Source organism: Chromohalobacter sp. 296-RDG (genome assembly GCF_029889885.1).
Lineage (GTDB): Bacteria > Pseudomonadota > Gammaproteobacteria > Pseudomonadales > Halomonadaceae > Chromohalobacter.
Genome location: NZ_JARANY010000067.1, coordinates 1 through 11,929 on the forward strand (window position 1 = coordinate 1; position 11,929 = coordinate 11,929).

General features: G+C 45.9%; 12 protein-coding genes and 2 pseudogenes. 6 read left to right on the forward strand and 8 right to left on the reverse strand.

Annotated elements, in window-relative coordinates; genetic code table 11:
* Nucleotides 1-145, reverse strand: a pseudogene (locus OP495_RS14995) (transcriptional regulator); the annotation flags it as partial.
* Between the two features lie 4 nt (nucleotides 146-149).
* Between OP495_RS14995 and OP495_RS15000 the strand changes: the two are divergent.
* Nucleotides 150-731 (forward strand): hypothetical protein, encoded by a 582-nt coding sequence (locus OP495_RS15000; RefSeq protein ID WP_348521321.1) that lies wholly within the window; start codon nucleotides 150-152, stop codon nucleotides 729-731.
* Nucleotides 732-849: 118 nt separating this feature from the next.
* On the opposite strand, the gene OP495_RS15005 is transcribed toward OP495_RS15000, so the two are convergent.
* A complete protein-coding gene (locus OP495_RS15005; RefSeq protein WP_280570451.1) occupies nucleotides 850-1,068 on the reverse strand; it encodes a hypothetical protein in 219 nt (72 codons plus the stop codon).
* Between the two features lie 471 nt (nucleotides 1,069-1,539).
* Here OP495_RS15005 and OP495_RS15010 point away from each other — a divergent pair, with 471 nt between their 5' ends.
* The 3 genes from OP495_RS15010 to OP495_RS15020 all read left to right on the forward strand — a co-directional run bounded on the left by OP495_RS15010 (nucleotide 1,540) and on the right by OP495_RS15020 (nucleotide 5,781).
* Nucleotides 1,540-1,719: a hypothetical protein gene (locus tag OP495_RS15010; protein ID WP_280570453.1), complete on the forward strand. Its 180-nt coding sequence runs from the start codon at nucleotides 1,540-1,542 to the stop codon at nucleotides 1,717-1,719.
* Between the two features lie 199 nt (nucleotides 1,720-1,918).
* Complete coding sequence (locus OP495_RS15015) at nucleotides 1,919-3,313, forward strand: hypothetical protein (protein WP_280570455.1); 1,395 nt, start codon at nucleotides 1,919-1,921, stop codon at nucleotides 3,311-3,313.
* Between the two features lie 23 nt (nucleotides 3,314-3,336).
* Nucleotides 3,337-5,781: an AMP-binding protein gene (locus OP495_RS15020; protein ID WP_280570457.1), complete on the forward strand. Its 2,445-nt coding sequence runs from the start codon at nucleotides 3,337-3,339 to the stop codon at nucleotides 5,779-5,781.
* A gap of 55 nt (nucleotides 5,782-5,836) precedes the next feature.
* Here OP495_RS15020 and OP495_RS15025 read toward each other — a convergent pair whose 3' ends face one another.
* Nucleotides 5,837-6,733, reverse strand: a complete 897-nt coding sequence (locus tag OP495_RS15025; RefSeq protein ID WP_280570459.1) for a LysR family transcriptional regulator — start codon at nucleotides 6,731-6,733, stop codon at nucleotides 5,837-5,839.
* Between the two features lie 82 nt (nucleotides 6,734-6,815).
* On the opposite strand from OP495_RS15025, the gene OP495_RS15030 reads away from it, so the two are divergent.
* Nucleotides 6,816-7,406: a cysteine hydrolase family protein gene (locus tag OP495_RS15030; RefSeq protein WP_280570461.1), complete on the forward strand. Its 591-nt coding sequence runs from the start codon at nucleotides 6,816-6,818 to the stop codon at nucleotides 7,404-7,406.
* 167 nt (nucleotides 7,407-7,573) lie between these two features.
* On the opposite strand, the gene OP495_RS15035 is transcribed toward OP495_RS15030, so the two are convergent.
* A complete protein-coding gene (locus OP495_RS15035) occupies nucleotides 7,574-7,789 on the reverse strand; it encodes a hypothetical protein (RefSeq protein ID WP_280570469.1) in 216 nt (71 codons plus the stop codon).
* A 36-nt stretch (nucleotides 7,790-7,825) separates the two neighbouring features.
* Between OP495_RS15035 and OP495_RS15040 the strand changes: the two are divergent.
* Nucleotides 7,826-8,502 (forward strand): annotated as a pseudogene (locus OP495_RS15040) (IS256 family transposase); the annotation flags it as partial.
* Nucleotides 8,503-8,614: 112 nt separating this feature from the next.
* Here the strand turns inward: OP495_RS15040 and OP495_RS15045 are convergent.
* The 4 genes from OP495_RS15045 to guaA form a co-directional block, all read right to left on the reverse strand.
* Nucleotides 8,615-9,769 (reverse strand): DGQHR domain-containing protein, encoded by a 1,155-nt coding sequence (locus tag OP495_RS15045; RefSeq protein ID WP_280570462.1) that lies wholly within the window; start codon nucleotides 9,767-9,769, stop codon nucleotides 8,615-8,617.
* A gap of 2 nt (nucleotides 9,770-9,771) precedes the next feature.
* Nucleotides 9,772-10,323, reverse strand: a complete 552-nt coding sequence (locus OP495_RS15050; RefSeq protein WP_280570464.1) for a hypothetical protein — start codon at nucleotides 10,321-10,323, stop codon at nucleotides 9,772-9,774.
* A 32-nt stretch (nucleotides 10,324-10,355) separates the two neighbouring features.
* The gene (locus tag OP495_RS15055) at nucleotides 10,356-11,177 is read right to left on the reverse strand and encodes a Dam family site-specific DNA-(adenine-N6)-methyltransferase (protein WP_280570465.1); all 822 of its coding nucleotides are present in this window, start codon (nucleotides 11,175-11,177) and stop codon (nucleotides 10,356-10,358) included.
* A 124-nt stretch (nucleotides 11,178-11,301) separates the two neighbouring features.
* Nucleotides 11,302-11,929, reverse strand: a 628-nt coding sequence (gene guaA / locus OP495_RS15060; RefSeq protein ID WP_280570467.1) for a glutamine-hydrolyzing GMP synthase, incomplete at its 5' end; no start/stop codon positions are given.

Below are 11,929 nucleotides of genomic sequence, written 5' to 3' on the forward strand. Positions count from 1 at the left end.
CGAAGCCGAATACCCGCGCCGCCGCGTCGTTCCACGCCAGCACGTCCCAACGCAGATTCAGTACGTAGCTAGGGCGTGTCGTCAGGTCGTCCATCAGGCGCTTCACCAGAGACGGCACCTGGCACCAGGTCTTGCCCGGCTCGACGCGCGTGCTGGCCGCCATCGCCAGCCTGGGCATGTATACCTTCATCGCCCCGCTGATCGGCGCCCACGGCGAGCGCTCGGTGACGCCCTATCTGTGGGTGTGGGGCGTGGGTGTGGGGCGTGGGTGTGGGGCGTGGGTGTGGGGCGTGGGTGGGGTGCTCGGCAGCTTCTTGATTGGCACGCTGGTCGACCGCTTCTCGGGCCCCAGGCTCACCCTCGCCATCATGCTGCTATTAGGTATCGAGCTGATCACCCTGCCACTGCTGCTTGGCATCAGCCCTTGGCTGGCGCTGATCCCGATTGCGCTATGGGGCGCCGTGGGCTGGGCACTGCAGGTGCCCCAGAACAACGAGTTGATGACAGCCCGCGAACCCCAGGGCGACGGTAACCTTGCGGTGACCTTGAACGAATCCGCGCTCTATCTCGGCAGCGCCCTTAGCGCCTCGCTCGGTGGGCTCGCCCTGGCGCTGCGGATGCCCGTCGACGCGCTCTCTGTCGTCGCGGGTGTCGTCGCCCTGCTAGTGGGAATGCAGGCATGGCTGCTGACGCAGGCCCGTGTGCGCGGCATGGCCTGCCCTGATTCGTGAACTCGCCACACCCGTGGCACTGAGCGCCGCCGATCGGGCGGCGTTCGGTGCTACAAAAAACGATCATGTAGCCGAGATGGTGCTGATCGCTGGCCGAGGCCTGCGACGTAGTAGCTGTTCAAGAACTGCCAGCGGGCGGCTCGATCAGACCGCGACGCAGTGGCAGTTCGGGGTCATAGATAGGAATCGCCCCATCGCGCGCCAGGTAGCTGGCGCCATAGTTGAAGCTGTAGCTATCGCCGTGCTGCATGACGCGACCGGCCACCACGGGTTGCGTCTCTCCCGGCAACCAGATCCAGACATAGGCCTCGCGTGGCGTCGTCAGCCTAGAAGTCATCATCGACCTCCTGCTTGCTCGGGCGAACCCGCTTCGGCAGCAGTATCAGTCTTTCTTCGAGGCGGGCATCGTGTATCGCACCCACCCGGTCATCGAAGTCGAACAGGCGCCCCCCTACGAGTGTGGCGACTTCGAAGACGACGCCGATCTAGTACCGGCTTCACCATTTTCGATATTCCGAAGGGTCTTACGCGAGATGCCTGCGCGTTCAGACAGGTCGGCAGCGGTGAGTTCCCGCTCCAAGCGATCAGCCTTGATTAGCTTGCCGAGGACCGGAGTGCCTGCTGAGTGACGCGGGAGTAGCTGCGTGGCCGCTTCATAGCCAGCTCGTCAAATTGGGTATTTTAAGACTCGTCAGACAGCTTGTAGGTATTCAAGTCCCCACTACGAGACAACCTGCATGAGGTAGCAAAAAGATGATCATCACCTGACCCAATCGCGCTATGGAGCGCTGACGGCTGGGCACTGCAGATGCCCCAGAGCAACGAGTTGATGAAGGCCCGCAGCGCCCTGGGCGACGGCAATCTCGTGATGGCCTTGACGAATCCGCGCTCTATCGACGGCGCCCTCGACGCCTCTCTCGGTGGGGTCGGCCTAGCGATGCAGATGCATACCCACAGTCCTGAAGAGGGTCACTTCAAATACTGCTAGGAACCTTATTATGCAGAATAACCAGATTACAAAACACTGCTTACAAGAATAAAATCTAATAACCGTTAAAAAACATGAAGAAGGACATTGCACAGAAAAAAGTTTAGGGCTTACACATCATTGAAAATTGACCAAACGACTGGGCGTTATATGCTTAATTTAGAATTCTATTTAAACCAGTCAACGTAAAGGTATGACAATGACCTACCCAATCTATTTTTATCGCGCAGCACATAGTGCAATGCTTAAGCAGTTAATTTCCTTCCACACACTACCTCTTAGTAATCTAAAATCTCTCAGTAATTCGAGGTTCGAGGATAAATATCTTGATCTTATGTCTTCGAATTATGAAATGAGCGTTACAGAGCCATTCATTGACTCAATAGCTTCATTGAACTCTGTATTAAAGGATGCCGAAAAAGAAGCCTCCAGAACATTCGGTACAGATTCAACACTTTTTATATGCTCTGGATCTACAGTTTCAAACCAAATTGCCGTTGCAGCATCTTGCAGCAGTGAAAGCAGAATAATTATACAAAAGGGCCTACATCAATCATTTCATTTCACAATCAATTCGACCCAGGTGAAGAAGAAAACCTACATTGATGATATCGAGATTGATGAGACAACTGGAAAGACATCCCTAAACGTAAAGGCAATGCTTGATGAAATCATATGCGCAGAAGAAAATAAAAATGGCTATGATGTTGCTATTATCAACAGCCAAACTTATGAAGGCATACAGCAAAAATTGGATGAGATACTTCCCCTGCTTCTTAAGCATGGTCCATCACTCAAGAAGATAATAATCGATGAAGCGTGGGGTGCGTGGTCCAACTTCTCTACTAGCCTTTCACGGCATTGCGCGATTGATGCTGCGAAAAATCTCAGAAGCAAATATGAAGTCGATTTTATAATCACTCACTCAGCTCACAAGTCGCTATTTGCATGCAGACAAGCAAGTTATTTACATTGCATTGGGGGTGAGGAAGCCATCGAAAAACTCAAACAAATGCGATACCGGCTTCATACTACCTCACCCAACTATAGACACCTCACAAGCCTAGACCTGGCCCAGTGTCATGCTCGTATAGAAGGTCGAATGTTCTCTGACCGAGCGGAAGCCAATGCACGGCTTCTCAAAAAATTAGTTAAAGAAAAGCTTACGCTTTTTTTAGTAATCAGCAGTACAAAAGCAGACTTCGTAGCACAGCAAAATTACGCGACTAGTGACCAAACCAAGGTATGGCTGGACATTAGCGAACTTAACATTACTGGCAGCCGGTTGCGGGAAATTCTGTACAAAGAGCACAACATATATGTAAGCAGGTACACTGAAAGCTGTGTTCTATTCAATATCCACTTTGGCATCACTCAAGAAAACCTGAATGCACTAATACGGGCTCTGCAGACTATTGAGGAAAAAAATAAATGGTGCATCAGCCAGCTTCGTGAGGACACAATATCAGAATACTTTGTAATACCGTACCCCCCTGGAGTTCCGATCGTAGTGCCCGGAGAAAGAATTTCAAAGTTGAGACTTCAGAAAATAAAGAAATGCATCGTATCTGGCGTAAGCATGAAATTTCTTTGAACACAAAGTAAATGGAGAGAAATATGATACCGCTAAACTTAATCAAAGAGTTTGCTTCCAGCCGTGCCGACAGAGAAGCCATAGCTGATCAACAACATAGCCTCACATGGCAGGAATACCATGATAAGGTAGAAAAGATATTTAGAAACATGCACAACACTTTTAATATTTATAAAATTAGAAGCATTTGCTACATATCACCAAATAGGAGTGAGCTTTTTATCCTTGCTGCAGCTGCGGCCACATTTAAAATACCTTTTGTCGGCATTGATTACACACAAAAGCCGGAGAATATCAAGCATATGCTCGATGTTTCAGGTTGCGGCCTGATCGTTATATCCTCTTCGTTTTTCCTCGAAGAGGGAATTGACATTCGAAGCATTATCGATCTTGCCCCAATCATCGACCTTGACAATGGCCTCAAGGCAGCAACTCATTATTCTCGGTTGGAAAATCTTGATTCTACCACCGATCCTGATTTAGGCCAGAGAACATTCAAGGCCATATCATTCACTTCCGGCACCTCAGGACCTCCCAAAGCCGCAGTCCGTTATACTTCCTTTGATGCCAGGCGTTTCAATTATTTCAAAAGTCGATACGGGTTCAGTTCCGAAGATAAATATATGCTGGCTATGCCCATGTACCATGCTGCTGGAAATGGTTGGGCCAGACTTTTTCTGAGCTTGGGCGCAACGGTCATCATTGCTAATCCACATGATACTAAGGATATGGTTCGGCTGATAAAAAGCGAGAAAATTACAGCCAGCTCTATGACACCGCCACTGCTTTTGGAAGTCATCTCTCATGCCAACGGTCAGGAGCATATCTTTAAAAAAAATTCACTGCGATTTTTGCTTGTCGGCGGCAAGAACTTCCCTATAAAGCTAAAGTTAGATGCTCTGCACATCCTTGGACCAGTAGTCTACGAGTATTATGGTACTACCGAAACCGGCGTTAACACTATCGCTGAGCCTCACGACATTATGAAGCAGCCCACTAGTGTGGGGAAACCATATGATGGCAACAAGCTGCTCGTTCTTGACGAAAAGGGTCATAAGATCGCTGATGGTGAAATTGGTCGCGTTGCAATTTCGAGCTATATGAACATGGATGAGTACCACAATATACCACATGATACTGTTGAACATGATGGAGATAAATATTTACTGACTGCTGAAGCCGGTTATATACAGGGCGGTTTATTATACCTAATGAATCGAGCACTAAATGCTAAAGGTTTGAAAATTTATGAAACCGAAAACGCGATTAACAAACACCCCGGAGTCAGGGATTTAGCAATAGTGCCGACTGGCGCCAATAACGGTAAGGTAATATGCGGAATAGTGGCTTCTGATCATGCTAATGGAATGAAGCCTGAAATTTATGACCTTGCTAAAAAAGAAATTAAAAAAAGCAAAATGAAATGCACCAAAATTGAGTTTCTCAAAGCCATCCCTTACTCCCCTTCAGGGAAAGTCAGGGTAGAAGAACTGAAAAGCATGCTTACTAATAGCCATTATGTCAGCAACGATATAAAGCACCCCGGAGTGGTAGTGGGCATTCTATGTCTTTTGCTAACAACTTTATCATGGGGCGGCATGTTTCCTATCGCAAAAAGTGCATTATTATCAATGGATGCTGTACATATCAGCCTAATAAGATATGGTGTAGCATCCTTGATCCTCCTGATACTGCTGGCAGCAAAAGAAGGCATCTCAGCACTCAATCCCGGACACCAGGTTCTCAAACTTTATGTTTTCGGATCGCTCGGATTTGCTGGCTTCAGTATATTGGCTTTTGCTGGCCTAGCTCATACGAGACCACAGCACGGGGCGATTATCATGGCCCTCATGCCTCTTATCTCAGTGATCATGGTTTGGGTACTAAAAAAACAAAAGCCTTCCAACTTTACATTTGGAAGCATCTTTTTTGCACTTCTCGGTGTCGTACTGGTGGTCAGTAAAGGCAGCATTACATCATTGACAGGAGGAGCCCTACTACCTAACTTAGTAATTTTGCTGGGTGCTTTTTGCTGGGTTACTTATACAATCGGCGCATCATATATAGAAGGTTTCTCCTCGCTACGCTATACGGCCATTTCGGCAGGACTTGGCAGCCTTACCATAGGAGGCATCTGCTTACTTACCAATATGGCAGGCGTCACTCATATGCCCTCCGTTTCTATTCTTGTAGAAAACATTCTGGAGTTAAGTTATTTGGTAGTGTTCGCTGGAGTAGTGGCTGTATTTTCTTGGAATCATGGCATCAAGACCGTTGGGCCGGTGAATGGAGTATTGTTCATCAACCTGGTTCCAATTACTGCATTTGCGATAGCGTTCTTCAGCGGTAATAGCATTGTTCCTGAAGAAATACTTGGATCTGCTCTGGTGATCCTGTCCCTAATAGCAAACAATATGTATGCTCGAGGTTGGTTAAGCTTCAAGAATAAGAACAAACTGGACTATTAATTTTTTCTAGAACGGTCTGACCATCTCCGGATTGCCAGACCGTTTATTTTATATTTCATTGACTGTATTTCTCAAAAACACTCGCCAGCTCCTCAATTATCAACCTTACAGCAGTGAGTTCATAGCTTTGTTTCTTAGTGACCAACCAAATGTCTTTAGAAAACTGAGGTTCTTCAGATGATTTACAAAGCTCTGTATTCTCGATCATGAAGTCCGGCAACAATACCACTCCGTATCCCGCGATCGCAGCTGACCGCTGAACAACAGATGAGTTTGACTGGAAACTAATTCTTTCCAGCCCAACAGTTTTCAACAAATGCTTTACTTCCTGCAGCTGCCACATTTCTTCATTAAATGTTATCGCAGAAACAGCCTCCCCCTCCTGCATTGCACGAATGACGATTTTTGTCCCACAAAGATAATAATTCAACCTCCCCAGCTTTAACTTAAAAGTATTTTCTTCATCTGCTTGTGTATTACTCAGGCGTATTGCTATATCGGCTTCTCGCTTTGGAATGCTGATATTGCGATCAGTCACTTGAATATCGTAGATCAGGCTACTGTATTTCTCCTGAAGACTTCTCAACCCCGGGGCGACTATTTGATAAGCTAATGATTGTATTGTTGAAATTCTTATTTTCTTTTGTATCACATCTTCCGTACTAAGATCTTCCACAAGCTGTTCAGCTGTATCGTGCATAGCCTGCACTTTCTCATATAGCTTTCGGCCATGCTTTGTGAGAACAAAGCCTTCAGAATTCCTTACAAACAACTCTTTATGAAGTGTCTCTTCCAATTTTTCTAGCCTTCTGGACACAGTCATATAACTAACATTCAGCTTTTTAGCTGCTGAGGTCATTGATTCACTATCTGCAAGCGCATAGAAAAAACGTAGGTCATCCCAATTCAGTCTTTGCTTTATCTTCTTCAAAACTGTTTGTGAGTTACACATAATTTTAAATTTACCTCCAAGTCAAAATTGTTCATATTTAGCGTGCCTTTTAAACTACGGATAGCGAAAAATGACTATACCAATGACCTTGCTTGACATGGCTGGTGCCCCAAATGAAGTCGCTGACTGGAAGAAGTGTGCGCTCATCCTGATTGATTATCAGAATGAGTATCTGGATGGTGCATTGCCCCTGAAAACTGCCGGCGAAGAGGCCCTTCAAAATGCTAAGCTTTTGCTTGACAAGGCACGGCAAGAAGGAGCACCTGTTTTCCATGTTGTTCAACATGGAAAACCTAAAGGCAAGATCTTCGATCCGCTTACCGACAAAGTTTCGATCCTGAGCCCTCTCGCCCCCTTTTCGGATGAGAAGGTCATCGAAAAAGCACACCCGAACTCTTTTCATAACACCCCCCTCAAGGAGTTATTGCTTCTAAGCAATAAACAGCAGGTAGTTTTTTCTGGGTTTATGAGTCATATGTGCGTAAGCGCAAGTGTTAGAGCTTCCCTTGATCTGGGGTTCAAAAATTTTGTTTGTCATGACGCCTGCGCTACGAGAGAACTCCCAAGCCATAATGGTTCGGTTATTTCTTCTGAGCTTTTGCACGACGCTGCAATGGCTGCCCTCAAGGACCGATTCGCAACTATAGTTTCAACACAAGACCTTACTTCTTAATCCAGTGCATCAAAAAAGGTCTATTCATGATAGGCCTTTTTAATTTAGCACATGCCACAACTTTTTGCATTAGAAATAATTTATTTAAATAAAGCCTTGATACAACGAAATTTTTACAAAGGGATGAAGTGACCCCCTCCAGAGCTGCACAGGCTATAGTGCAGTCATCAGGAGGATAGGATGAGCAACGATAATCCCATTAAGCGATAGACTGTGAAGCGCAAAGCGGCCGTGATCATGGACATCTTCAAGGCAAGACCACGGTCGCTGAGGTCGCGCGACAGCATGACCTCACCGTCTCTGAGGTCGACGGCTGGATCGATGAAGCCCAGCGCAACATGGAGAACGGATTCAAGGCCCGCCCCAAAGATATCCGCGAGCAATACGAGTCCGACCTGCGGGAAACCAGGAGGCGCTGGGCGAGGCCCATCTACACCATTCTGGGCGTCAACATCGAGGCAAAAAGGAATTACTGGGCCTTTATCTCTCCGATCAGGAAGGGGCTCACCACTGGTTGAGTGTGCTAACCGATCTCTATAACCGAGGTGCCCAAGACATCTTGATCGCTTGTGTCGACGGACTGAAAGGCTTCCCTGAAGCCATTGAGAGCGTTTATCCGAAGACCGAGATCCAGCACTGCATCATTCACCAGCTCCGTAACTCGATGAAGTACGTTGCCTCGAAAAACCAGAAGGCCTTCATGGCCGACCTGAAAGCCGTTTACAAGGCGGCCACGCTCAATGCGGCCGAGATGGCACTGGACGAGGTGGAAGCCAAGTGGGGAGACAAGTACTCCCTAGTCATCGCCTCCTTGCGCAACAAATGGCCCACGCTATCGGCTTACTTCAAGTACCCTGATTACGTGCGCAAGACCGTCTACACCACCAATGCTGTCGAGGCCGTCCATCGCCAATTCTACAAGCTGATCAAGACCAAGGGCGGTTTCGCTAACGAGAACAGCCTGCTAAAACTGCCCTATGCCGGTATACTCAAAGCATCGGAGCGCTGGACACATCCCGTGCAGAATTGGAGTCTGACGCTGTCTCAGATGGCTATCCACTTCCCCGAACGCCTGGACGGCTACATTGGTTTATGATGTTCAGGCTGACGCAGAGTTTTGAACACCCTCGGTGCCTATTGCCGGCACCTTCTATCTTATCAGGAAGATGAATTAAAAGCTCCCTCTTACCTATTTTAAGAATAAGCCATCAAAAAAGATCAACTTGATCTTTTAGAGTTGAATCAAGGATATTAAAAAGCTTAGCCTCACCACTTGTACCCGGAGGAAATGTCTCAATATTAAAATCAGAATCGACCATCTCAACCTTGTCGAAGATATTAAAAAACTCTTCAACATCAGGAATTCTCAAGTCATTCATGTAATATGGAACAACTTCTTTATATGCTTTCCTAAGAAAGCGCATCAAGGCCTTCACACCATTGGACTTAGGAAGAACATTACCTTTTTTGTCAAAATCAGACCAAGACCTCGGCCATTTCCTCTCTACAGCCCTAAAATAGTTTATTATAATAGCCACAATCTTATGATCTTCTTCATCGATCCAGAAAGGCCTGAATATGTACTTCTCCTTAAGCTTTGTTTGCGAATAATTATTCGCAAACATCCTTTTTAGGAATTGATTCCTATCTTCCCAAGGGTCATCCGCAATAAAATCAATAATTGATTCAACAATAACCGCCTGCGTTAGAAGTTCTTTGCTTCTACCAGGGGTCGCAGTCCCAAGCCTTTTTATTCTTTTGAAGAAAGGGCTATCTTCATACGAGTCCAACGCCACAGCTATTTCATGACATGACTTCTGGGGACTTCTGGAAGTTTCGTACTCAAAGAGATCATAAACAAGACTTCTATTTACTTTTGTTTGCGCCAAATTTACAGTGGCAAAAATATTTGCTTGCGTCGGCATATCAGCACCAACAAATATTGTAACTGGAAGATCAAAAACTTCACGCGAGAAATTTTTAATCCCCTCAACTCGATGCTGACCATCCAAAATTTTTGCCACCGACTCTAGCCCATTACCAGCACCATCAAATATTCTTAAAACCCGTTCATCCTCGAACCACTCTATATTATCCTCATCAATTGCAATAACAATTGAAGTCGGAAATGTAGCATCAACATTTTCAACGTATTTGACTATATCTTTTATTCTCTTTTTATCAATCTTTCTCTGAATCCCCATATAGCGATCAAGCTTTCTTTCATCACCCTCTTCAATTGCTCTAACATCAGCATAAGAAATTTCAGAAAGGAGGTTCCATGGAATAACTGCTTGGTAAAAATCCCCTACAGGCTGCCTGACCTTAACTGCAGAAACTTTTACTTCACTAATATCACTCATAATCAATACCCCTCCCTCTTAACCTTTTCCAAAACATCATTAGGTTTTTCTTTAGAAAAATTTTGCTCTTGCAGCGATCGGTAATATACGATTGAAAAATACCATAAGGAAAGAGACACCACATATAAAAATAGGGAGACCATATCCGCAAAATCATTTTCAAAAAACTGGAGACTTCGGTACCTGAGAAAAAGATGTAGCCCTACCATCAGACATGCAAAAATCAGAATAAAATAAAGAGAGTGCCAAACCATATTCGCATCTTTATACCATGCGAGAAAAGTATATATCACCGGAGCTAAGAAAGCAGATATATATATAAATATCTCACCTGGACGACCTTCCTCCGCTAAAAAACCAATCAAACTCACTGATTCTTTCTGCAAAGAAAGATCAAACGCAAGAATCAAGAAAGGCAAGTTACCCACTATGTAGGTAACAAGAAACTCAGCCATCGACAGCCCATAAGTTTTAAGGGTTGGACTATAATCTCTCAGATTCCAAACAGCAAACGCAACAAATAAAAAATATGCACAAAAACCTTCGAACAGCATACCTATTTACCTCATCTCTAAAATATGCTCTATCAGCTAATAAGCAACTCGGTCGTCCTTGACCGGAAGTCCTTCTTAGCTGAAATAACGCTTGCTCTCTCAATTTCTTGTATATCAAAAAAACCTTCATATAAAGACAATATTGAGGGATGATTAGCGTTTGTCAACATTATCTTAACCCCCCTTTCTTTAGCACGCTTCAGTGAATAAAACAACCTTTCCTGATCATCCCATGAAAATATTTTCTCATTATATTTAACAAAGCCATTCAAGTTATGCTTAACTGTATACGGGGGGTCTACAAACAAAAAATCTCCCTCAACAGCCAAATCTACAACCTTCTCAAAATCTACATTCAAAATATTTGCATTCGACAAAATCTCGGACACCTCTAGAAATCCATCTTCTAGTAGAACATTACTCTTAGTCCCAATGGGAACATTAAACTTCCCACTAAGGTTAACTCTAAAGAGCCCATTCCAACATGTTCTATTTAGATAGATAAACTGCGCTGCCCTTTCGATCTTGTCTTCAAGGGAAAACGCTCTCATTTCATAATAGTATTTTTTTGAATGCTTATACTGATGCTTTTTTAGCAACTCAAAAACAGACTGCCAGTCATCTCTTAATGCAATATATGTGTCGATCAGCCACGAATTGGAATCTGAAATCACCGCATCTTCTGGCTTGAGGTGAAAAAAAACCGCTCCGCTTCCCAAGAATGGCTCTATATACCTACCTGAAAAATCTGGAAAAAGATTCCCATGCTTGTGCACTAGCCAACGTTTCCCCCCCGCCCACTTCAGAAAAGGCGCTATTGATCCTGAGCAAGCACTACTAACATTGCTATTCATAACGCCTCAATAAATCTTAAAACACATCGAGAAAACTAACAGTAACTAACATACACATACGGTTAAGTCTATAAAAACCCGCGCGGTAGCGGGTCTTAGTTACTGCAGTTGCGACAGCTAAACCTCACTCCCACTCAATCGTGGCGGGCGGCTTGCTGCTGACGTCATACGTCACGCGGGAAACGCCGCTGATCTCGTTGATGATGCGGTTGGAGACCTTCTCCAGCAGCTCATACGGAAGGTGGGCCCAGCGGGCGGTCATGAAGTCGATGGTTTCGACGGCGCGCAGGGCGATGACCCATTCGTAGCGGCGGCCGTCGCCGACGACGCCTACTGACTTGACCGGGAGGAAGACGGCGAAGGCTTGGCTGGTCTTGTGGTACCAGTCGAAGTTGTGCAGTTCCTCGATAAAGATGGCGTCGGCTTCACGCAGGATGTCGGCGTATTCTTTTTTGACTTCGCCGAGAATGCGCACGCCGAGGCCCGGTCCCGGGAAGGGGTGACGGTAGACCATGTCGTACGGCAGGCCGAGTTCGAGGCCGAGCTTGCGCACTTCGTCCTTGAACAGTTCACGCAGCGGTTCGACCAGCTTGAGCTTCATGGTCTCGGGCAGGCCGCCGACGTTGTGGTGTGACTTGATGACGTGGGCCTTGCCGGTCTTGCTGGCGGCGGATTCGATCACGTCCGGGTAGATGGTGCCCTGGGCGAGAAAATCGACACCCTCGATCTTGGCGGCTTCACGGTCGAAGACA

Coding starts and splice junctions, on each gene's coding strand:
- OP495_RS15005 (WP_280570451.1), bottom strand. CDS start 1,068: ATGACTTCTAGGCTGACGACGCCACGCGAGGCCTATGTCTGGATCTGG.
- OP495_RS15010 (WP_280570453.1), top strand. CDS start 1,540: ATGCCCCAGAGCAACGAGTTGATGAAGGCCCGCAGCGCCCTGGGCGAC.
- OP495_RS15015 (WP_280570455.1), top strand. CDS start 1,919: ATGACCTACCCAATCTATTTTTATCGCGCAGCACATAGTGCAATGCTT.
- OP495_RS15020 (WP_280570457.1), top strand. CDS start 3,337: ATGATACCGCTAAACTTAATCAAAGAGTTTGCTTCCAGCCGTGCCGAC.
- OP495_RS15025 (WP_280570459.1), bottom strand. CDS start 6,733: ATGTGTAACTCACAAACAGTTTTGAAGAAGATAAAGCAAAGACTGAAT.
- OP495_RS15030 (WP_280570461.1), top strand. CDS start 6,816: ATGACCTTGCTTGACATGGCTGGTGCCCCAAATGAAGTCGCTGACTGG.
- OP495_RS15045 (WP_280570462.1), bottom strand. CDS start 9,769: ATGAGTGATATTAGTGAAGTAAAAGTTTCTGCAGTTAAGGTCAGGCAG.
- OP495_RS15050 (WP_280570464.1), bottom strand. CDS start 10,323: ATGCTGTTCGAAGGTTTTTGTGCATATTTTTTATTTGTTGCGTTTGCT.
- OP495_RS15055 (WP_280570465.1), bottom strand. CDS start 11,177: ATGAATAGCAATGTTAGTAGTGCTTGCTCAGGATCAATAGCGCCTTTT.